The 23,619-nt window shown below is 33.9% G+C and carries 21 protein-coding genes; 18 read left to right on the forward strand and 3 right to left on the reverse strand.

Going from position 1 to position 23,619, the window contains the following annotated elements:
- The first annotated feature begins 40 nt into the window (after positions 1–40).
- The 9 genes from MR062_RS13485 to MR062_RS13525 all read left to right on the forward strand — a co-directional run bounded on the left by MR062_RS13485 (position 41) and on the right by MR062_RS13525 (position 5,924).
- A complete protein-coding gene (locus tag MR062_RS13485) occupies positions 41–1,114 on the forward strand; it encodes a hypothetical protein (RefSeq protein WP_242205154.1) in 1,074 nt (357 codons plus the stop codon).
- Between the two features lie 144 nt (positions 1,115–1,258).
- A complete protein-coding gene (locus tag MR062_RS13490) occupies positions 1,259–1,639 on the forward strand; it encodes an OB-fold putative lipoprotein (RefSeq protein WP_242205156.1) in 381 nt (126 codons plus the stop codon).
- Positions 1,640–1,654: 15 nt separating this feature from the next.
- On the forward strand, positions 1,655–2,383 hold the full coding sequence (locus MR062_RS13495) for a T9SS type A sorting domain-containing protein (RefSeq protein WP_242205159.1): 729 nt from the start codon (positions 1,655–1,657) through the stop codon (positions 2,381–2,383).
- A gap of 194 nt (positions 2,384–2,577) precedes the next feature.
- Positions 2,578–3,291, forward strand: a complete 714-nt coding sequence (locus MR062_RS13500) for a T9SS type A sorting domain-containing protein (protein ID WP_242205161.1) — start codon at positions 2,578–2,580, stop codon at positions 3,289–3,291.
- 14 nt (positions 3,292–3,305) lie between these two features.
- Positions 3,306–4,154: a DUF5777 family beta-barrel protein gene (locus MR062_RS13505; RefSeq protein WP_242205163.1), complete on the forward strand. Its 849-nt coding sequence runs from the start codon at positions 3,306–3,308 to the stop codon at positions 4,152–4,154.
- Positions 4,155–4,183: 29 nt separating this feature from the next.
- A complete protein-coding gene (locus tag MR062_RS13510; RefSeq protein ID WP_242205165.1) occupies positions 4,184–4,546 on the forward strand; it encodes a hypothetical protein in 363 nt (120 codons plus the stop codon).
- A gap of 22 nt (positions 4,547–4,568) precedes the next feature.
- Complete coding sequence (locus tag MR062_RS13515; protein WP_242205168.1) at positions 4,569–4,946, forward strand: c-type cytochrome; 378 nt, start codon at positions 4,569–4,571, stop codon at positions 4,944–4,946.
- Between the two features lie 46 nt (positions 4,947–4,992).
- Entirely contained in the window at positions 4,993–5,538 is a 546-nt protein-coding gene (locus MR062_RS13520; RefSeq protein WP_242205170.1) for a YceI family protein, read from the forward strand.
- A 29-nt stretch (positions 5,539–5,567) separates the two neighbouring features.
- Positions 5,568–5,924, forward strand: coding sequence for a 6-phosphogluconate dehydrogenase (locus MR062_RS13525; RefSeq protein WP_242205172.1), 357 nt, complete (start codon positions 5,568–5,570; stop codon positions 5,922–5,924).
- A 64-nt stretch (positions 5,925–5,988) separates the two neighbouring features.
- On the opposite strand, the gene carB is transcribed toward MR062_RS13525, so the two are convergent.
- Together carB and rpmH are read right to left on the reverse strand one after the other, a co-directional pair.
- Positions 5,989–8,841 (reverse strand): carbamoyl-phosphate synthase large subunit, encoded by a 2,853-nt coding sequence (gene carB, locus MR062_RS13530; RefSeq protein ID WP_242205173.1) that lies wholly within the window; start codon positions 8,839–8,841, stop codon positions 5,989–5,991.
- A 113-nt stretch (positions 8,842–8,954) separates the two neighbouring features.
- Positions 8,955–9,116, reverse strand: coding sequence for a 50S ribosomal protein L34 (rpmH, locus tag MR062_RS13535; protein ID WP_027878648.1), 162 nt, complete (start codon positions 9,114–9,116; stop codon positions 8,955–8,957).
- A gap of 301 nt (positions 9,117–9,417) precedes the next feature.
- Between rpmH and MR062_RS13540 the strand changes: the two genes are divergently transcribed.
- Positions 9,418–9,996 (forward strand): DUF2892 domain-containing protein, encoded by a 579-nt coding sequence (locus MR062_RS13540; protein ID WP_242205175.1) that lies wholly within the window; start codon positions 9,418–9,420, stop codon positions 9,994–9,996.
- Between the two features lie 387 nt (positions 9,997–10,383).
- Here MR062_RS13540 and MR062_RS13545 read toward each other — a convergent pair whose 3' ends face one another.
- Positions 10,384–11,304: a lytic transglycosylase domain-containing protein gene (locus tag MR062_RS13545; protein WP_242205192.1), complete on the reverse strand. Its 921-nt coding sequence runs from the start codon at positions 11,302–11,304 to the stop codon at positions 10,384–10,386.
- Between the two features lie 621 nt (positions 11,305–11,925).
- Here MR062_RS13545 and MR062_RS13550 point away from each other — a divergent pair.
- The 8 genes from MR062_RS13550 to MR062_RS13585 all read left to right on the forward strand — a co-directional run bounded on the left by MR062_RS13550 (position 11,926) and on the right by MR062_RS13585 (position 23,476).
- Entirely contained in the window at positions 11,926–15,879 is a 3,954-nt protein-coding gene (locus tag MR062_RS13550) for a two-component regulator propeller domain-containing protein (protein ID WP_242205195.1), read from the forward strand.
- A 437-nt stretch (positions 15,880–16,316) separates the two neighbouring features.
- Positions 16,317–17,192, forward strand: a complete 876-nt coding sequence (locus MR062_RS13555; protein WP_242205177.1) for a hypothetical protein — start codon at positions 16,317–16,319, stop codon at positions 17,190–17,192.
- Positions 17,193–17,198: 6 nt separating this feature from the next.
- The gene (locus MR062_RS13560) at positions 17,199–18,560 is read left to right on the forward strand and encodes an OmpA family protein (protein WP_242205180.1); all 1,362 of its coding nucleotides are present in this window, start codon (positions 17,199–17,201) and stop codon (positions 18,558–18,560) included.
- A gap of 129 nt (positions 18,561–18,689) precedes the next feature.
- Positions 18,690–19,811: a C1 family peptidase gene (locus tag MR062_RS13565; protein WP_242205182.1), complete on the forward strand. Its 1,122-nt coding sequence runs from the start codon at positions 18,690–18,692 to the stop codon at positions 19,809–19,811.
- 85 nt (positions 19,812–19,896) lie between these two features.
- Positions 19,897–20,313 carry a protease inhibitor I42 family protein gene (locus tag MR062_RS13570; RefSeq protein ID WP_242205183.1) on the forward strand — a complete coding sequence of 139 codons (417 nt, stop codon included), beginning with the start codon at positions 19,897–19,899 and terminating at the stop codon, positions 20,311–20,313.
- A gap of 292 nt (positions 20,314–20,605) precedes the next feature.
- Positions 20,606–21,565: a DUF4412 domain-containing protein gene (locus MR062_RS13575; RefSeq protein ID WP_242205185.1), complete on the forward strand. Its 960-nt coding sequence runs from the start codon at positions 20,606–20,608 to the stop codon at positions 21,563–21,565.
- Positions 21,566–21,602: 37 nt separating this feature from the next.
- A complete protein-coding gene (locus tag MR062_RS13580; RefSeq protein ID WP_242205187.1) occupies positions 21,603–22,535 on the forward strand; it encodes a hypothetical protein in 933 nt (310 codons plus the stop codon).
- A 5-nt stretch (positions 22,536–22,540) separates the two neighbouring features.
- Positions 22,541–23,476 (forward strand): hypothetical protein, encoded by a 936-nt coding sequence (locus MR062_RS13585; protein WP_242205189.1) that lies wholly within the window; start codon positions 22,541–22,543, stop codon positions 23,474–23,476.
- Positions 23,477–23,619: the final 143 nt, after the last annotated feature.

A 23,619-nucleotide genomic window follows, 5' to 3' on the forward strand; every position in this document is an offset into this window, starting at 1 on the left:
TTTTAATTTGAGTTGTTATATAATTAAATCGGTCAAACTTATGCCTTTCGCTTTAAGATATATCTTTATACTACTTGCCTTGTGTATTGCAACTTTAAATTCATGCAGGACAGAAGAAGAAGAGCTTATTCAAGCCCCTGAAGAATCTTTGCTTACACCAAACTCTAAAGTGGCCAGTCTTATGCTTAAAACGACAAGCAACGATGGTTCTATTGATAATATTATAGACAAATCCAACTGTTTTTATGTAAAGCATCCTTTTCAAGTTACGGCCAATGGTGAAGACCTTACCATTAATACGGTTGAAGATTATAAAATTGTAGAATATATTTTTGATGATGATGACGATGATATTGATAACCTAACAATTAAATACCCCATTAATATAGTACTTAATGACTTTACTGAAGTTGTGGTTAATAGCGCAACTCAATTAAACAGTTATTCAAAAAACTGTAATGGTGAAAATGAAGCAGATGACGATATAGAGTGTGTTGACTTTGGTTACCCCATAACGGCTTCTGTATTTAACACCAATAGCGATTTAATTTCTACCGAAACTTTTACAAGTGATCCTGATTTGTTTGGGTTTATAAAGACTATTAATACTGACCATTTTGTAAGCATTAATTTCCCCATAACAGTTATACTTACAGATAATACCGAAATAACCATAAACAGTTTGCAAGAACTTGAAACCACAATTGAAATCCATAAGAATGACTGCGACGAAGATGATGATTATGATTATAACGATGATGATTGTGATGACTGTAACATTGAAGCATTAATCGACCGCCTTACAAGTTGCTCCAATTGGAACGTAGACAAATTGGAACGTTACGGTAACGATTATGACAATGCATACAATGGCTATACCTTTAACTTTTACAACAACGGAAATGTCTCGGTATATTGGTCTGGCACAAGTGCCTATGGTACCTATACGGCAAACGGAACTGGAAACAATATAACGGTTACCATTAACATACCTGAGTTACCTTATTGTAATAACGATTGGGTGCTACACGAAATATCGGAGTATACAAAAACCAAAGTGGATTTACGCGTAGGAGGCGACGACAGGCTTCGTTATGAAAACAACTGTAACTAAGAAATAAGCTAGTAGAAATAGTATATGAAAAAGAAAAATTTCATTTGTTAATTAATTATTCAATATTCAAAAAGTTTAATTTTTAACACTAGCTGAAACAGCTTCAGCTTAAATGCTGAAGCTGTTATTTAAACCAAATTAAAAATGAAGAAATTAATTGTAATTATTATCATCGTTATAATAGCTTCAATAATAGGCTACAATTACATTTATCAGGACCATAGAAACATAAAAGAAGAGCAAGCCGCTTTTACAACAACCGCCATCATGCTTTCAAATGAGTTTTCTATAGACCCATCTACTTCAGAAAAAAAATACCTGAATAAAACCATAGAAGTCAGCGGCACCATTACTGCAAAAAGTGATAATACCATAACCTTGGACAACACTGTGTTTTGTCAATTATCCCAAAATATAGATATAAAATTAAGCCCCAATGCCCCAATTAAAATTAAAGGACGTGTTATAGGCTATGATGATTTATTGGAAGAAATCAAATTAGACCAGTGTAGTATCACTAATTAATTTAAAATCAACATCATGAAGGCAAAATTATTTTTAGCATTTATTCTAATGTGTGTTATGATTTCAAACGCACAGATAAGATTTACCGAAGTAAATATTGCAACTGAATCTGTAACAATTAAAAACTTTGGTAATTCTACCGTAAACATTTCTAGTTGGCAATTATGTGTTTACCCTGCATATGCCCAGCTAAATACTATGACTGGAAGTTCATTAAATTTAGCTGCAGGAGCATCAGTAACATTTACTAGTACCATAAGTCTATCTGACAATGATGGAGAATTGGGGCTATATATAAGTGGGCCTTTTGGGACAGCTTCAAACATGAGGGACTATATACAATGGAAGGCTGGTGGTCATTTTAGGGAAAGTGTAGCTGTTGCAGCTGGAATATGGACTTCTGGGACTTTTATTTCCTCCAGTGCCCCCAATCCGTATTCCTATACAGGAGATGGAACAACATTTAATGGCGTAAACGATTGGGATCCTACTTTAAGTGCTAACGAATTCTCTAAAAGTGCTCTTAATATATACCCTAACCCAACCACTTCATACATTTATATTAAAAATGCAGATATGCTTAACATTAAGTCAGCATTAATCACAAACATAATAGGAGAGCGAATAGTTAACTATAACGTTACCAAATCTAGAATTGATGTGTCCAATTTAAGGCAAGGCTTATATTTTCTAAATATTACAACTAATAAAGGCAAAACCATTAAACGATTTATAAAGCAATAACCTATGCCCCCCTTTAAATTATAAGGCTCTCATACCTTTTAAGGTTGATTAAAATAAAAAAAACTAAATCCCATTAATGTTATCATAAAAATAGCCCCAACAATAAGACACGTTATAGGCTATTGTGATTTATTGGAAGAAATCAAATTAGACCAGTGCAGTATACTTACAAACTCATTTAAATTTTTAATGCAATGAAAAAAGAGGTCTTTGCACTTATTATATTATTAAGCGCTTACAGTTACGCCCAAACGATTTGGAATGGTCCTACAATGACATTCACAAAACCAAATCATGCCGACTTTACATTGGAGCAGTACCAAGACAGGATAACATCTAATGTTTGGATTACACGGGGAAATAGCAAAGGCATTTTTAACATCAAACAAGAAGTGTCTTACACAGGTTCAGGTACAAGTGGCAATTCCCCTGTTGATACAGAATGGGCATTTGGGACAACCGATAACCTTGGAAGTTTAACGTTTACAACATGGGCAATAGCAATGGATCAATCTCCTATGTCCCAAATAAATAAAGATATGGTTGTCCATCTAATTTCCGATAATATTTATATCGATATAAAGTTTTTATCCTGGTCTAACTTCAGTAGTGGTGCTGGCTTCAGTTACCAGAGGTCAACAGATTCCCAATTGAGTACCGAAGAATTTTCAATGGCCAGCTTTAAAATATTACCTAACCCCAGCAACTCTTTTATAAAAATAACATTACCACAAAGCATAAACGAAGCATCAATATACATTTACAATATATATGGAAAGAATATTCTTAAAAAGAATATTACAAAAGTCAATTCATCCATAAATATTGCCTTTTTATCTAATGGTTTGTATATTGCTTCCTTAAATTATAACAACCAAACATTTATAAACCGTTTTATAAAAATTTAAAAAACTTGTTAAATATGAAAAAACTGCTTCTTGTTGCTCTTCTACTACCCACAATCTATAATGCGCAAAACGACCTATTGGATGAAATTGATACAGATACTACATGGACCAATTATACAGATGCGGTGTTTAAGGGTCTAAAAATTGTAAATTTTGAGTCTACTAAATTAGTGGCTAAAAAAGAGTTTACCCTTATAGTATCCCATCGTTTTGGGAGTGTAAAAGATGGATTCGACAATTTTTTCGGACTCGATGAGGCCGTAACTCGATTGAACTTTGTTTTTGGAATCTCTGATGGTCTCAATATTGGTGTGTCCAGAAGTTCATTTCAAAAAATCTACGAAACCTCTTTAAAATATAGGATTTTAAGGCAACAAAAAAACGGTTTTCCTTTTACGGTTGTTGGCTTTAATGCTTTTTTAATTAACACGGGATTAGAAAAAGATAACCTGCCCTATTTAGAGTTTAAACATCGTTTGGGTTATACTGCCCAAGTATTAATATCAAGAAAGGTTAACACCAATTTATCCCTGGAATTGGCTCCCACCTTTTTTCACGATAATTATGTTGATAACGACGAGCAGGACAACTCTCAATATGCTTTGGGTTTTGGAGGACGCTATAAATTAGGAAAACGATGGTCTGTAAATGTCGATTACGGTTGGCATCTTAATAGGGCCGATAATTCGCTTTATAAAAACCCATTGTCTATTGGTTTCGATCTGGAAACCGGTGGCCACGTATTTCAAATGCATTTTACCAATGCACAATCGATGAACACCAATGGCTTTTTAGGTCAAGGTGCTGGCGATTGGGGCGATGGTGATTTCTATTTTGGATTTAACCTAAGCCGTGTATTTTAAAATAACCCCAAACCAATAATATTTAAAAGATGAAAAATATAGTTACAACAGCCTGTTTACTTTTAATTACATTATATTCTTGCACCAATGCCAGTTTAGATGATCTAACTGACAACAACCCCATACCTTCAACTGTCACGTATAACGCCCATGTTAAGTCCATAATAGACAATAACTGCATAAGCTGTCATAAATCTCCACCGGCAAATGGTGCTTCTATATCATTATTAACCTATACCGATGTTAAAAGTGCCGTGCAGAATAATAATCTAATAAGCAAGATTAACGGTAATGGCCCAGGTGCGCAAATGCCTTTTGGAGGACCTAAATTACCACAAAACCTAATCGATATTATTGAAAAATGGGAGGTCGATGGCCTTTTAGAAAATTAATAACCCTTAAAAATCATATGCTATGAATTTAAAACATTTTATTTACGCCTTTTTATCCATTTCACTTTTGCTAAACTGTTCGAGTGGTGGAGATGACCCCTCTGAGCCCAATACCAACAATCCAGATCCAGACCCAGATACTTCTGGAAAAGTCACTTATGATGCCGATATAAAAAGCATCATGACTAGTAACTGTACCTCATGTCATGGCAGCCCAACCTCACAAGGTGCTCCAATGTCATTAACTACCTTTTCCCAGGTTAAGGCAAATGTAGACAAGATTATAACTCGGGTAAACAGTTCATCTAACCCAATGCCACCAGCTTCAAACGGTACTTTATCAAGCTCAGAAAAGAATTTAATCCAACAATGGAAAGATGATGGGCTCTTAGAAAAATAAACTATTTGGTTCGATTTTTGAACAACACCAAACAAAATATATTAAAATGAAAAAAATTGTATATTTCCTTTTTTTAGTAAGCACATCTCTATTAGCGCAAACCAAGTATATTACAAAAACCGGAACTGTTAACTTTGAAGCTTCAGTCCCTTCTTTTGAAGAGGTTAAAGCTAGCAATAATAGTGTCACCGCAATTATCAATACAGAAAACGGCGAGTTTGCAGCACTAGCTCTAATAAAAGGATTTCGTTTTAAAAATGCCTTGATGGAAGAGCATTTTAATGAAAATTATGCCGAGTCTGATACTTATCCAAAAGCAACGTTTAAAGGTAAAATTGCTGACTTTAACCTTTCAGAACTAAAACAGGAAGTTCTAAAAAAAACGATTAGCGGGGAACTATCATTTCATGGAAAGACTAAAAAATTAGAAAACTTAACCGTTCACATCTCTAAAGACGATGGTAGCATTAGCCTTTCTGGAAGCTTTAAAGCCCTTGCTTCAGATTTCGACATCAAGATCCCTAAAATTGTACGTAATAAAATAGCAGAAGATATAAAAGTTTCCTTTATTTTTGATTTACAAACCAAATAGTTCTTTACTGAAATAAACTTATAGGCTTTATGAAGAGATTTTTTCTAAAGATTTTATTAGTTATAATTGCCATAGTCTCTGTCTATTTTCTATTCACGTACTTTGCTGTATATAGCGAAGGAGATAGATCTGGAGATTTAGTAAAGTTCAGTAAAAAAGGCGTTATTTTTAAAACTTGGGAGGGAAAGCTCAGTCAAGGTGTATCTGAAGAATTACAGTTTGAATTTTCGGTTGAAGATAAAGACAAAAAGGTTATTAATGATTTACAAGACCTTCAAGGCAAATATGTTAAACTACATTATATAGAACGCTACCGTACTTTTTTCTGGTTGGGCGAAACCAAATATTTTATAAAGAAAGTTGAGGAAACACAAAGGTCTAAGTAAAAAAGCCGCTGGTTACTGAGATTGCTCAAAGTACAGCGGCTTGTTTATTAATTTCTATTTAGTATTATTTACTCAAATACATTTTTCGTCTAGAATACAAATCGTAAAACTGATCATCTTTTAAGCTATCTATAAACAAGATACTCTCTCCTGTACTCTTCATTTCCGGTCCTAACTTTTTATTTACGTTAGGAAATTTATTAAACGAGAATACGGGTTGCTTAATAGCGTAACCATCAAGTTTTGGGTTAAAATTAAAATCCTTAATCTTCTTCTCTCCCAACATGATCTTAGTGGCATAATTTACATAAGGCTCGCCATAGGCCTTCGCAATAAAAGGTACTGTTCTTGATGCTCTTGGGTTTGCTTCAATAATAAAAACGGTATCGTCCTTTATCGCAAACTGGATATTAATAAGCCCCACTGTATTTAATGCCAAAGCAATCTTTTTCGTATGGTCCTTAATTTGTTGCATTACAAACTCACCCAAGTTAAATGGCGGTAATGTAGAATTACTATCACCAGAGTGGATACCACATGGCTCGATATGCTCCATAATACCAATAATATAGACCTCTTCTCCATCGCAAATCGCATCGGCTTCTGCTTCTATAGCGCCATCTAAATAGTGGTCTAACAACAATTTATTGTTTGGTATCTTTCTTAATAAATCTACAACGTGCTCTTCTAACTCTTGCTTATTTATAACAATCTTCATACCCTGGCCACCAAGCACATAAGAAGGTCTAACCAAAATAGGGAAGTCTAATTTATCGGCTACCTGTAAGGCTTCCTCGGCAGTTTCTGCTGTATCAAATTCAGGATAAGGAATATTATTTTCCTTTAACAGCGTTGAAAAGCTTCCGCGGTCTTCAGCCAAATCAAGCGATTCAAAACTTGTCCCTATTATCTTTATACCATACTTGGTTAGCTTTTCTGCAAGTTTTAATGCGGTTTGTCCGCCTAATTGCACAATAACCCCTTCTGGTTTTTCATGCTTGATAATATCGTAAATATGCTCCCAGAATACAGGTTCGAAATACAGTTTATCTGCCGTATCAAAATCGGTTGAAACCGTTTCAGGGTTACAGTTAATCATAATAGTTTCATAACCACATTCGGCAGATGCCAATACCCCATGTACACAACAGTAGTCAAACTCAATTCCTTGTCCTATCCTATTAGGTCCAGAACCTAAAACCACTATTTTTTTCTTCTCGGTAACCACACTTTCATTATCGGCATAACGTTTTCCATCTGCCGTTTCCATATCACTTTCAAAAGTAGAATAATAATATGGTGTTTGTGCCTTAAACTCAGCCGCACAGGTATCTACCAATTTGTATACACGGTTAATACCCAATGCTTCCCTTTTATTATAAACCTGACTTTCCAAACAGCCCAACATGTGTGCAATCTGTCTATCACCATAGCCTTTTTGCTTGGCTTCCAACAAAAGGTCTTTCTCAATACTATCTATGGTATATGTTGAAATTTCCTTTTCCAAGAAATATAGCTCTTCGTACTGTCTTAAGAACCACATGTCTATTTTGGTAATCTCATGGATTCTACTCAATGGAATACCCATTTTAATGGCATCGTAAATAATAAATACCCTATCCCATGATGCATAGGTCAGTTTTTCAATAATTTGATCGTATTTGGTATTTTCTTTCCCATCGGCCCCTAAACCATTACGCTTAATTTCAAGCGATTGTGTAGCTTTATGTAAGGCCTCTTGGAACGAACGCCCAATTCCCATAACTTCACCTACCGATTTCATTTGAAGCCCTAAGGTTCTATCGCTACCTTCAAACTTATCAAAATTCCAACGTGGTATTTTTACAATCACATAATCTAGGGTAGGCTCAAATAATGCCGAAGTGGATTTTGTTATTTGATTGCTCAATTCATCCAAAGTATAACCAATGGCCAACTTCGCTGCAATCTTAGCAATAGGATATCCTGTTGCTTTACTAGCCAAGGCAGAAGAACGCGATACCCTTGGGTTAATTTCTATAGCAATAATCTCTTCTTTTTCATCTGGAGATACCGCAAACTGTACATTACATCCACCTGCAAAATCACCTATACTACGCATCATATGAATGGCCATATCACGCATTCTTTGATACGTCCTATCACTTAAGGTCATCGCTGGAGCTACGGTAATGGAATCCCCTGTATGGATTCCCATAGGATCCATATTTTCTATAGAACAGATAATAACCACATTATCGTTAGCATCCCTTAACAGCTCAAGCTCGTATTCTTTCCAACCTATTAAGGCTTTATCTATCATAACCTCATGGATTGGCGAAATCTCTAACCCACGTGTTAGCAATTCATCAAATTCTTCCTCTTTATGCACAAAAGAAGCACCTGCCCCTCCCAAAGTATAAGAGGCTCTAATAACTAATGGGAATCCAAACTCCTGAGCTATCTCTTTCCCTTTTAAGTAAGATGTAGCCGTTGCTTGCGGTGCCATGGGAATGCCTATTTTAAGCATCAGTTCCCTAAACTGCTCCCTATCTTCGGTAATATTTATGGCATCTATATCCACACCTATAATTTCAACACCAAAATCTTCCCAGATTCCTTTTTCATCGGCTTCTATACAAAGATTCAATGCTGTTTGACCTCCCATAGTTGGTAATACAGCATCTATTTGCGGGTGTTCCTTTAAAATCTGAATTAACGATTTTGTATTAAGTGGCAACAAATAAACATGATCTGCCATAGATGGGTCTGTCATGATAGTTGCTGGATTGGAATTAATCAATATCGTTTCAATTCCATCTTCTCTTAACGATCTTAAGGCTTGGGATCCAGAATAATCGAATTCGCATGCTTGCCCAATAACAATAGGTCCTGAACCAATAATTAGTATCGATTTAAGTTTAGAATTTTTCGGCATTTTCTTGTGGTTATGTATTGTGTATTAATTCGTTACAAAAATAGTAATCGGTAGATATAAAAAAAGGCGTTACGCTTAAGTAACACCTTTTTATTATCAACAATTGTTAATCATTATTTTTTATGTCTAGTTTCAGATGACACAGATAATTTTTTTCTTCCTTTAGCTCTTCTACGAGCCAATACCTTTCTACCATTAGCAGAAGCCATTCTTTCTCTAAAACCGTGTTTGTTTCTTCTCTTTCTTTTAGAAGGCTGAAATGTTCTTTTACTCATTATCTTGTATCTTTAAAGTCTAAAATTGTAATATTTCTGTCTGTTGTTTTGTGCTTTTCCAAAACTGAGGGCAAATATACGAAGCCTTTATAACTTTGCAAATCATTTTTACAAAATATTTTGTAATTTTTTTTTCTTTAAGCAAAACCCGATAAACCCTTTATTTATTTGATTTCATCCCTTCTTTTGTTCATTAAAGATGCTTAATTTTTGATTTAATTTTAGTTTATTTGCAATCTAAACGAATCTTAAAGTTTCTTTTTTTCAAAAAACGTCGTGAAATAGTATTAAAAAACACACTATGTACAATAAAATTATAAAACTCATCATAGCAATTGGAATCTTTGCTTACGCCGTTTATCAATTTTCTGAAGGCAATATAGGTAATGGTATCATGTATATTCTATTATCGTCCATCTTTGTTTTCCTATATTTTAAAAACGAATTTATCCTATTAGCTTTTTTACGTTTACGTAAGCAGGACTTTGATGGTGCAAAAAAATGGTTAAACAAGATAAAGAATCCCGAAAGTGCTTTAGTAAAAAAGCAACAAGGGTACTATAATTACTTACATGGTATCATGGTTTCGCAAAGTAATATGAACGAAGCCGAAAAATACTTTAAAAAAGCCATTTCATTAGGATTAAGTATGAGCCACGACTTAGCTATGGCCAAATTAAACCTTGCTGGTATTGCATTTTCAAAGCGCAGAAAACAAGAAGCACAAAAATTACTTAGCGAAGCTCAAAAGTTGGACAAACAGGGTATGCTTGCCGATCAAATTAAAATGATGAAGCAAAACATGAAACGTGCTGTTGGTCCAAATCAACACTATGGTGCCGGTGCTTCCTTAAGAGCCCAAAAAAGAAGAGGCAAGTAAAATAGCATCTTGATGTTATGCTTAAATAATGGATAAGGTATTTATCCGTTTGAGTGTGTCGAGGTTTACTGTAGGCATGTATCAAAAACCTGTCTGCCGATAAGCAACAAATAAACTTACCATAAAAAGTACTTCTCGATACAATTTTACTCCACTGCGTTCCGTAAAACCACTCGAAGAGACATTAGACTCTTATACATTATCCACACTAAACAAATTAATTCAGCATAACACAATTGTTTTTCAGTATAACAATTAAATGATGAGTTCTGCAGAGTACGTGTTGTCTAACCATACTTGCATGAAAATACTATAAGGTATTACCCTGGACTAGTTTCAAGGCCTAACTAATACTCTTGCCCATTTTAATTAGAAACCATTATCCTTTTATTGATAATAGCCCTCTTTGGGTATTTCAATTTGGTATAATTTTCTGCTTTTGTTATTTAAATGTGGTTCCCGCAACCAGGGATTATGAAGTTTTAATATCTTATAATTTATTCCAAACCGCTCTGCAAATTTGGTGAAATCTGTAACAGCTGTATCCACTTCTACTTTATAAGTAGGCACATCACTATATAAATCTTTTTCCCTAAAGTTGAATCCGTATTTGTTAGGGTGGGATAAAATTTCCTTTAAAGCTACTATCCTAAAAACATAACGTCCAGTTTCCTCACCCAATAGTAAATCGTAATAATCTGTTACGCCCTGTTCTTCCAAGCGTCTTGAAATCCCTGTATTTCCAGCATTATATGCAGCAGCAGCTAAAGTCCAAGACCCAAGTTCTTCTTTAGACTTCAACAGATATTTACAGGCCACTTCAGTAGCTTTTTCTAAATGGTAACGTTCATCTACATTAGTATTTACTTCTAAGCCATTTTCCTTTCCTGTAGATTTCATGATTTGCCAGACGCCTCTTGCTCCTGCTGGCGATACAGCATTGGTTAACCCACTCTCTATAACCGCAAGATATTTAAAATCGTCCGGCACACCGTACTTTGCCAAAATAGGTTCAATAGTAGGAAAGTATTTTTTGGCGCGCTTAAACATAAGCAGCCCATTAGATTGCCAATAGGTATTAACCAACAATTCCCTATCCATTCGCTCGTGAATATCTGGATTTTTTAAGGGCATAGGCTCTCCTGAAAAATCCAAATATTGTGGCACTTGTAATGCATAAACATTATAATCGTTTATCAATTTCTTTTCGAAATTTTCGTCGGTTGGAGCGTCTTGAAGGGCATAAATAAATAGGAGACATAAACTTAATAATCCCACAAACGCTAGTGCTTTTTGTACTATCTTCATCATTTATAAGTTTTGCCTAAAATTATAAAAAATAATCCAATCGGTATAGGCTAATCCTATAAAACACATACAGTAATTATAACTATTGAAATGGTTTTTAGGGCAAATGGCAAGCCACCGCACTATCCGTTTTAGTTTTTTAAAATTTTTGGATTTTAAAAAAGCTGCCACTCCTATTGCTTTTGCAAGGCTTTAATTGTTAGTTCAGTACATAAGAAAAACCTTTGTGCTTTTTTAATACCCTTCCGACTTTAAACTCTTAAACGAGTTTAAAGCCACCTCCCCTTCTAAAGGGAAGGAGTTGTGTTTATTAATTTATTTTAACTCTTCTCCTTTCCAAGGTGGAATGGATTCGTTCCAAATGAACAGAATGAAGACAAGGTGGTTAAAACTTTACCCAATAGTTTTTCATTTTTAACAATCAACCATTATCAGGGATGTGCACTTCTAACCTCTAACCTCTAACCTCTAACCTCTAACCTCTACCCTCTAGCTCACCTTATCAATTCCTTTAACTATAAAAATGAAATTTGTTGTTCACCCAAAATATTAACTCCAATAATTTCATATATTTATGTAAACATTTGGTTTATCAACACTTATAAAAGCATAATACTGTTAATCCTATTTCCTTTTTTTGGTTTTACCCAAAACCATGAAAAAGGGCCACAATCACCATTAGCAAACCTAAAACCCATTTCGTTTCATAACCTAACCGTAGATGATGGTCTTTCTCAAAATAGTGTTATTAGCATTGCCCAAGACAGTATTGGCTTTTTATGGTTTGCAACGCAAGATGGATTAAATAGATATGATGGCAAATCGTTTAAGTATTACGATAAGCATTTTGAAGATGTTACGAAGATTAATTACAGTAAGTTGGGAAAAATCTATTTTGATAATCAAAATAAACTTTGGCTCGTCACCAATTCTGGTAAACTTGAAAAATATAGACCTGGAAGTGATGAATTTCATGCTATTAACAACATTAAAAATGTAAGCACTATTTATCAAGACAAAGACAATAGGTATTTTATTGGCACTTACAATAACGGTATCTATGCCATTACCTCTAAAAAAGATACAATTCAAATTTTGAGCACACAAGACTCTAAAGGTGCCATATATGATTTTTTAGAACATCAAGATACTATTTATGCCTCAGCTGATAATACGCTATTCAAAATTTCAAAACAGGATTTTAGATATAACAAAGTTTTCTATACAAAGAACCAAACTATCAACTACAGTTCACTAATTAAATTAGAAGACAATACCATTTGGGTTGGCACCTATGGGCAAGGGCTTTTTTATTTTGAAAAAAACAAGTTAAGGCCATTTAGTGGATTTAAAGATTATCCTCTTCCCAACAATTTAAATATTGAAAGTACTTTGTTGGACAAGCACCAAAGATTATGGATTGGCACCTATGGTAAAGGTGTCTATGTTATCGATTTTACCAATAAGGTAATTAATAACTACACGGTTCAAAACAACAATCCTTATGCTTTGCATTACAATGATATACTAAGCTTGTTTGAGGACAATACAGGAAATATATGGATTGGTACCGATGGTGCTGGTTTAAGTTATTACGACGAACACCTGTTAAAGTTTAATGTACTCACCAACAATCAACTTCCCCAAAATGTTAGCGTAGATGTTGCCCGTGCTATTTGTGTAAACCCAAACAGTAATAACCTATGGATTGGCACCTCAGGAAAAGGCCTAACTCGTATTGATTTAGCTACTAACAGCTATAAAACCTACACTACAGCAAACTCTAACTTATCATCAAACCGTATTATGAGTCTTAAGTGTATTGACGAAGATTTATGGATTGGTTATCAAGACATGGGATTGGATATTTTAAAACCTAACGGAAGTATAGAGCATTATAATAGTGATTCTAAAATAAAACTCAATACAAATGCTGTTTGGTGTATTTACCAAGACCAAAACAAAGATGTTTGGTTGGGTACTGGAGGTAGTGGTTTAATCCATTTTGATAAAAATGAAGGCATTAAAGAAAATTACACCCATAACCCTTATAACAATGCTTCGCTTTCCAGTAACAATATTAGAACCATAACCGAGGGCAACAATAATGAACTTTGGATAGGAACAGAAGATAAAGGCCTTTGCCTCTTAAACACCGATAGTAAAACTATATATAGAGTTAAAGATATTCCTAATAAAATTAAGTCCTTATTTTTTGACAAAAGCAACCAAACCCTTTGGATAGGCACTAACGGTAACGGACTATTGAAGTTTAATACCAAAACCCATAAAGTTAAAGCGTATACAACTACTGATGGATTACCTAACAATGTTATTTATGGTATTTTACCAGATAGTAATAACCTATGGCTAAGTTCCAATAAGGGAATTACCATGTTTAATGACAAGGATTCTATCCCTCTAATCATTAATTATGATAAATATGATGGCCTTCAAACCTTAGAATTTAATACAGGTGCCTATTTTAAAGACCGTAATAACACGTTATATTTTGGTGGATTAAAAGGCATAAACTGGTTTAAACCAGAACAACTAACCTTAAACCAGGTGAAGCCAAAAACCATTATAACCCAACTGTCATTATTTAACGAACCCACCCCCCTAATACCTAACCAAGAGTTTAACTATAAGCAAAACTCTTTATCCTTTAGCTTTGCCAGTTTACATTATTCGCAACCCAGTTTAAACCATTATAAATACATGTTGGTCAATCACGACTTAGATTGGGTAGAAGCAGGCCACAGCGCTAATGCGAACTATAGTAATTTATCACCAAACACATACACCTTTAAGGTTATTTCCAGTAATTATGATGGTGTCTGGAACGAAGAGCCTGCACAATACACATTTACCATAAAACAGGCTTGGTACAAAACCAACTTAGCCATAATTATGTATCTCATTACAGTTTTGGGTTTAATATGGTATATCTATAGATATTTTAAATGGCGGTGGCATATAAAAACTCGGTTAAAGTTAGAACATTCTGAAACGCAACGTTTAAAAAAGTTAGATGAATTTAAAACCAAGTTATTTACTAATATCTCCCATGAATTTAGAACACCCTTAGCCTTGATTTTAGGGCCTGCAGAAAGCCAATTATCAAAATCAAACCTTTCAAACGAAAGCAAAGAAGAATTATCGCTTATAAAGCATAATGCCAATCGTTTGTTAAACTTAGTTGATCAGCTTATCGATTTGGCAAAACTAGAGACCGGATATCAAAAATTAAGGATAGAACATGGTAATTTATCCATGCTAATCAATCAACTAGTAAGTAGCTTCAAGTATCAAATCGAACAAAAGAAAATAAAGTTCACCTCTAAAATAGCTAGTATAGAAAATGCTTGGTACGATAAGGATGTTATTGAAAAAATAATTATCAACCTTATGGCCAATGCTGTTAAGTACGCTCCAAAAAAAGGTTTTATCAACTTCAAAGCAATTAAACAGGACGATTACTTGGTTGTTACTATTCTTAATAACGGATGTGATGTCGATCCAAAAGATATCAATCAACTGTTTAACCAATTTTATCAAGTCAATCCAAATGCAGATGGAGTTGGTATTGGATTGGCTCTGGTAAAAGAGTTGGTTACTTTAACCAAAGGGCAATTAATAGCCCATTTAGTAAACAATGATGAGTTACAATTTACCGTAACAATGCCCATAAACAAAGCCTCATTTAATGAAGCAGATATTGTAGAAAAATTGAATAACGGTATAAAAAAAGATATAATAGATGCTCAACTTTCTTCGAATATCAATGGTAAGGAATTTAATATTGAAACAAGTGAGATAAAGAAACCTATGATTCTTGTCGTTGAAGACAATACCCAACTACGCCAATATATCAAATCAATACTAAAACCAAATTACAAGGTAATACTTGCAGTAAATGGAAAAGCTGGTATAGAAAAAGCTTTAAATAAAATTCCAGACCTTATTCTTAGTGATATTATGATGCCTAAAGCCAACGGTATCGAACTTTGTAACAAATTAAAAAACGATACATTAACCAGCCATATACCTATTATTCTATTAACAGCTAAAGCTGGAGAACAGAATGAGTTGGAAGGTTTGGAAGTAGGAGCAGATGATTTTATAACCAAACCCTTTAACTCCAAAATTCTAGTTAAACGTATTGAAAATTTTATCAGCTTAAGCAAATCATTACAAAAGCGCTACACACAGTTTTCTGTGTTAACGCCAAAAGATATTGCCATTACTAATTTGGATGAAACCTTCTTACATGAGGTCGAAAAAGTCCTGAACACTCATATTTCCAAACCCAATTTTAGTGCACAAGAGTTTAGCAAACTTATGGCCATGAGCCGTATGCAATTGCACAGAAAATTAATGGCACTAACTGGGTTATCAACCTCACAATTCATTAGGTCCCAACGCTTAAAAATTGCTGTAAACCTTTTACAGGAATCGGACTTGAGTGTTTCTGAAGTGGCTTATCAAGTTGGTTTCAACTCGGTATCCTATTTTATCAAATGCTTTAAAGAAACCTACAATACAACCCCAAACAGTTATATAAAAGATTAAACACTTTCTGGTTACATATGTTTTATCTTTTGTTACATAACTGTTATCCCAAATTAATATTCACAACTATATTAGCCATGCAATAATTCTTTAATACTAATCCTGTGACGGCGAATGATGTTATAAAAAAGGAAAGTAATCAAAAGAATATTATATATCTAAGCATTGATCATTTAAAAAAGGGTAAATACAACTTACGTATTACCCTTAAAGAAAAAATTATAAAGTCTATTTTTTTCACAAAAGAGTGAAATTAAAATATTAAAGATGCTATTAATCGGAGGAGAAAAAAGGAGAGCTTAGCTAAATTTATAGCGGCTCTCTTTTTTAATCTAATTAAAATCCTTTACTAAATATTTAGCTTCTTACCACAGTTTTATAAACTTTACTTCTTACCCATCTACCTTAGTTTGGCCTATTAATATGACCTTAATAATATGAATAGTTTTAGGCTCGTCATTATATTAACCCTTATAAATTGTTTAAGCTTACAGGCCCAATTATTGGAAAAACTAAAAGAGCGTGCAAAAGAAAAAGGATTGCAGGTCAAAGAAGTCTCTTACGATAGTACCGCTGTTAATAGAGGTTTTGAGGAGGAAGAAATACCAGAAATAAAATCACCTAGGGATTTTTACAATAACGATGTTGTCATGGCTTTGTATAATAACGACATTTTAGTACAGACCGCTTTTTTTGATGCTGAAACAATAGCCATGCGAACAGAACAAGTAAGCAACCCCAAACCGATCTATCATGATGACCAAGGTAAATTTTATGCCTATAATAAAGATAAAGGGCAATACGAAACCATAAAATTATTACCCGCCAGTAATATGGGGTTCATGACTGCCGGTATAACTACACAAGCCTATAAATTGCCTCCAGAACCTTATTTTAATGCTTATAAGACATTAGAAGAATTAGGCTCTGGCCTTAACTTTTTAATATTAGAACTAGCCTTTATATATAAACCAAGTCATTTTACGAACAATGACTACTATATACAAGAAACCGTTACCTGCATCAATTCCAGTACATGTACAAGGTTTAATTACAACGATCCAGAATACCCCGATAGTTACATACAATTTGATAATCAAGGTAGGTTGAATGAATTATATATAAACTCAACCAACCCTAAGTTAAAAGATGAACCCAAAGGTAAATTTGTGTTCTCGTATAGACCCTGTACCGTAAAAATTCCTGATGCAGTAGAACAATCCATGATTCCTGGGCCATTAGGCAAAATAATAAATCTTGAAAAAGGACTAGAACCGTGGAAGCACAATAAAAAAGACGAACAAAAAAATTAAAATAACATGAAAACTAAACACATTCTTTTAGCAATATGCTTTTTGAGTATAAGTTTTTCAGCCGAAGCCCAATTTTTAAAAAAGCTAAAAAAGAAAGCCGAAGAAGCTGCAAAGGAAACCGTACTAAGAAAGGTTGAAGAAAAGACAACAGAAAAAACAGAAAAGGCAATGGACACCTTGCTTAATGCAGATCAGAAACTCAAGAAAAAGCAAAATGGTGTTGAAAATGATACTTCAGAAAATGAAAATTTAAACGAAGACGATAATATGGTAAATGACAATCTTGTATCCGATGAAGATTATCCGGAAAATGCTACTGAGAACCTAAAAACAGATCAAGAATCAATTGTTGAAACACCGCCAATCAGGCCGTGGTCAAAATACAATTTTGTCCCTGGTGATCATATTATTTTTCATGATGATTTAAGCAAAGAAGAAAACGGTGAATTTCCTTCTCGTTGGGATTTAATTAAAGGAAATGTCGAAAATGCTTCGTTTGATAATGAAAACATAATCAACTTTGAAAATGAAAGTATTATCACTCCATTAATGGAAACTGATGAATATCTCCCCGAAGTTTTTACTATAGAATTTGACGCTTTCTTTGATCGGGAAATTATGAAAAATTACCTATATAACCAGGTATTCAAACTTCGTTTTTGGGATGGTAATTCACATAGTAGGTTTCCAAATAATGAAAGCACATACCACCCTCTACACATTTATCGCTTTGGTGCTTTCCTAAATGCGAGCATAAAGGGACAAGAAAGGCAATTTAAAAGTTTTGAAGAAAGCATGATGGGGATGGAGCCAGTTTGGAGGCATATCGCTATAGCTTTTAACAAGCGCTCTTTAAAAGTTTTTGTTGATGAATATCGTGCTCTTAACATTCCTAATTTAGGGTTCATGCCCAAAAAAGTTTCAATTGAAGGCTATACACATCCTCATGGAAAAGAAAGTTTCACCATAGCAATTAAGAACATTAGGATTGCCGAAGGCGGAAAAAAACTTTACGATCGTGTTCTAACAGATGGCAAAATCCTTACAAGAGGCATCCTATTCGATATAAACAAATCAATTATTAAACCTGAATCATCAGGTGTTATTAATGAAATAGCCCAAATGATGCAAGAACACCCAGATTTAAAATTTAGAATTGAAGGTCATACTGATAGTGACGGTACAGAAGAACACAATAACCAACTATCCGAGCAAAGAGCCAATGCTGTAAAGCAAGCATTAATGGATCTAAATATTGATGCTGCCAGGATGACTGTTAAAGGTATGGGAGAAAGTGTTCCTGTTTCCGATAATAATACCCCGGAAGGAAAAGCTAATAACAGACGGGTTGAGTTTGTTAAAATTTAAAATGGAACCGCGTTATAGGCCTTCATTTGACAAACCTATTAAAAATTAAATACAACTATTGCTCAATAACTCAAAATCTGCTAAAACACCTAAAACAAAATCGGCTATTAATCAAAAAAACATGGAATCATGAAAAAATCAAAATTTATTTTAGCAGCAGCCTCAACATTAATTCTAATACTCTGGGTCACTCCAAGTTTCTCTCAGGGTAATAATCCACTTGAAGAAAAAAATAATGGCGTATTCAAAGTAAAAACCAAAGCAGAAATGGCCAAAAATATCAATAAGCTTAATGAAAAAGGAAAATCAGAATTTGCAAAAGCCAAGAATGAACTAAAAAAAATCAAGAAGCCAACCTTTGATATTGCTCCTAACGAAGTATTAAATACTGACAAGGAAAAGTTATTAGGAGTAAGGCCATTAGATAAACTTGATAAAGAAATAATAAAAAATCAAAATCTTGAAAACAAAAGGAATGAGAAAAAAATATTAGAAGGATTAAAGGATGCAAATGTAGAAAATGTTAATTTTTCATTTACAAACACCTCAATAAATATTTCAAATCTTTCTATCAGTCCTTTTGCTTATTGCAGTTGGAACAAAAGCATCCTTACCCCAGTAAGAAACCAGGCCAGCTGCGGCAGTTGTTGGGCATTTGCTGCGGCTGCCGCTTTCGAACATACATATAATAAGTTATATGGGAGTGTTAGTAGTCCTGTAGATTTGTCTGAGCAACAGCTTTTGTCTTGTGGACGAACAAGCTCAGGTACTGATGCCGGATCTTGTAATGGAGGTAGTACTGGTAGAACATTGGATTATATGAAATGGAATGGCGTAACATTAGAACAATATTATCGGTATACAGCAAGTGAAGGCTCTTGCAGAACTAATAGTAGCGTCGTAAAAGTAGGAGCATGGGGTCAATTTTACCCAGGGAGATTCCCCACAGTAAATGAAATAAAATCATTAGTAAATACATTTGGATCTGTAGCAACTTATTTGAAAGCTGGGCTAAGTTCTTTCTTTAGCTATGGTGGTGGAGTTTATAATGGTTACCCTTCTAATTCAACTAACAACATAGATCATGCGGTTATTATAGTTGGATGGTGTGATAATTTAAATGCTTGGATTATCAAAAATTCATGGGGTACAAACTGGGGACCATACGGTGGTTATGCTTATGTAGGATATGATCAATGTAATATTGGAAAATATGTTTGGTGGGTGTATCCAAATAAAATACAGAGCTAATCAAGCTCAAAAACTAGGTTAAAAGTGCCAACGCATCACGTTGGCACTAGTGTAATAAGATCATTTGATTAACAAATTTGATGCTATGTTAAGTACACAAATTTTTAAATATTTACTCTTTGCTAGTTTCTGTTGGTTAATCTTTGCATGTAACAACCATAAAAAGTATGTTAATAATAATTCAATAGCGGCACAAAATAATGACACCTTGGTGCTTAATGGGTGTCAAAAAAACATAAAGGTAGCAAAGGGGACAATTATTGAAATTCAATTAGAAGCCGTTCCTGTTATAGGTTATGAATGGATTCTTAAAGATGCCTCCAAGCATTTGAAAGAACATAAAACAGACATTTTAAAATATACAGAACTGGGGCAAACCAACTTTCAAGTGCTCTACTTTGAAGCAAAAAAACGTGGGACAGAAACAATCCAATTGGAATATAGAAGAGTTTTTGAAAAGGGCATAAAAAAAATGTGCGTTATAAATATAGAAATCTATTGATTACAAAATGTTTAAGGAAACCATAATACCTTTTTATAAACTGTAATGCGCACTCTAAAAATAACTCAAATATAGTAGAAAAATTTGTGTCCTCTTTAACTAAGATTCCGAGTTACTAAGGAAATCACCTCCTCTTTGAGGATTAGGACAAGTTAAATGAGCGAAAACAATAAAAATACTAGAAACGGTTGAACAGTCTATGATACCAAGTACTTTAGAAATTACAATCAATAAATAAGGTTTAAAAGCTTGGGGATATGTCAAAAAAAGGCTAACAAAAACATTAGTAATCATGAAATCAAAATATATCCTTTTGGGCTTATTCGCTTTATCTCTATGCCATAGCTCTGAAGCACAATTCCTTAAAAAATTAAAGAAAAAAGCAGAAGAAGCAGCAAAAAAAACAATTATAAGAAAAGTAGAAGAAAAGTCTACCGAAAAGACAGAAAGAGCAATGGATACTATTCTAAATGCTGATAAAAAAATCAAGAGAAAAAACAAATTAAAAAATAACGAAATTGAAAAAGAAGAAAAAGAAAAGAAAAACATTAATTACTTAAATGATACTATCGATACCACCAACTCCTCTAGATCACCAAATGCAAACCCTTTAATGCGTTCTGGTAAAAATACTGCAAAAAATTTAAGTGGAACGTATCGATTTAATTGGGAATTTAAAACCAAAATAACCACCAGTAAAGAAGAACAAGTAGACATTAATTATTTAATAAACTCTAATACCCTCGACTATTTTGGTATGGAAATGTCTAACGAGTCTCTAAAAGATCAGGGTAAAGCTTTTATGGTCATGGATAACAAAAACAAATCTACAGTTCTATTTATGGAGATGGAAGGCCAAAATATGGCACAAATCCATAAAATACCTGATGCCAAAAAGAGTGATGGAAATTCCAATGTTAGTTATAAAGAAATTGGTACTAAAGAAATTTTAGGGTATACCTGCTACGGTATAGAAATAGAAGACAAATCGCATATAGGTACCATATATTTTACATTAGATGCCCCTATTAGTTTTAGTGCATTTTTTGCTATGGCCAATAACAAAAATGCCCCTAAGGGATTCGACCCAGCACTACTTCAGGTCTTAAAAGAAGATGCCCTTTTAATGGAAATGAGCATGTCACACAAAACGAAAAAAAATGAAAGTTTTACAATGACTCCCATTAGTCTAGACAAAAAAGAGTTTGAAATACAAAAAAAAGACTATCAGTTTATAAATATGGGATTTTAACAAGACATCCTGTTTAACCAAAAAATAATATAACATCATGAAAACAAACCTTTTAACTTTGCTTTTTTTAGCGCTATTAATAAGTTGCAAATCAGACAAAAAAGAAAATTCAAATCAATCTAACACAATAAAAACAAAGGACAATACCATTGAAGTTGTTACCAATGTTATGGATTTTGTATCTGTAGACACAATAAAGTCTGGATGGAACACCTTTAAGTACATTAATAAATCCAAAGAACCCCATTTTATCTTATTTGATGACTACCCAGATGGCAAAACCCTAGATACCATCAAAGCGAAAGTAATGCCACCTTTCGATAAGGGGATGGCACTAATTATGAATGGAGACATGGATGCGGCCATAGCTGCTTTTGGAGAACTTCCAGCATGGTTCCCCGAAGTAAAGTTTGTTGGTGGCACAGGATTGATTTCTCCCGGTATGACAGCAACAACTACTACTAAGTTAGAACCTGGGCTCCATATTATGGAATGCTATGTAAAAATGGCCAATGGTATGTTTCATGTCTCTATGGGTATGGTAAAAGAATTGTATGTTTTAGATGAAGATTCTGGCAACCAACCACCAAAAGCAGATATTAACATAACCCTATCAAGTACAGAAGGCATTACGTACGACAAGCCAATAACCAAAGGCAAACACATTTTTTCTGTGCATTACAAAGACCAAACAGTATATGAAAATTTTGTTGGGCACGATGTAAATCTAGTAAAGCTAGGTGATAATGCCAATTTGGAAGAATTGGAAGTATGGATGAATTGGATGGATCCAAAGGGACTAATAACTCCTATACCAACTGATGTCACATTTCTAGGTGGGGTTAACAATGGCATGCCCGGCAGCACCCATTATTTTGAAACTGAATTAGATTCAGGTAAATACGCCTTTATATCCGAAGTACCAAATGCAAACTCTAAAGGCCTACTAAAAACATTTACAATAGAATAATTTTTATGTTTAAGTACACTTTATATAGTTTCACAGCTCTATTTTTTGGACTATTACTTGTTACATGCAAATCAGAGACCTCTAAGCAAACAAAAGATAAAATAAGTAACAATCTGGTCATAGATGTAATAACTGAAGCCATGGAGTTCCAGATGATAGACACTATTCCTTCGGGATGGAACACTTTTAGGTATAAAAACTTGTCCCATGAAGTCCACTTTTTTATACTTGAAAAATTGCCCAATGGCATTCGACTAGAAAACTATAAAAATGAATTGGTTCCACCATTTATAAAAGCAACCGAATATATGCTTGCAGGGAATATGGAAGAAGGATTCAAACAATTTGAAAACATTCCAAAATGGTTTGATAGTATAGAAGTATCAGGAGGTGTAGGTTTGGTTTCCCCAAATTCCACAGCTAAATCAACCATTTATTTAAAACCTGGAATTTACGCTATGGAATGTTATATTCGTATGCCCAATGGTATGGCCCATGCATTCTTTGGCATGTTGAAAGAAGTAATTGTTCTAGATACTAAAAGTACAATATCTGAACCTGAAGCTAATATTAATATTTCTATATCATCAACAAAAGGAATAATTCTAAAGGACTCTATAACCAAGGGCAAACATATATTTAAAGTTGACTTCAAAGATCAAATTAAATATGAAACTATGCTAGGCCATGACATCAACTTGATTAAAGTTAATAACCCCAAATTGCTTGACACTGTTAATACGTGGATAAATGCAGCTGACCTTAATTCATTAAGATCACCATCGCCAAAAGGGGTGACATTCCTAGGCGGTGTAAACGATTGCCAAGAAGGAACCTCTGGTTACTTTTATGCCGAAATAACCTCTGGACAATATGCGCTAATTTCTGAAGTTCCAAACGCTAAGAGTCGAAATATGCTTCTTCCCTTTACTGTAAAATAATAAGCCAATAGTACATAAACAAAAAAAGCCCTTCATTAAAAAATGAAGGGCTTTACAATACTGACGCTACGGTCAGTACAAAAAAGGCAACGACCTACTCTCCCACAAATGCAGTACCATCGGCGCTAACGGGCTTAACTTCT

This window comes from Aestuariivivens insulae (genome assembly GCF_022662195.1).
Lineage (GTDB): Bacteria > Bacteroidota > Bacteroidia > Flavobacteriales > Flavobacteriaceae > Aestuariivivens > Aestuariivivens insulae.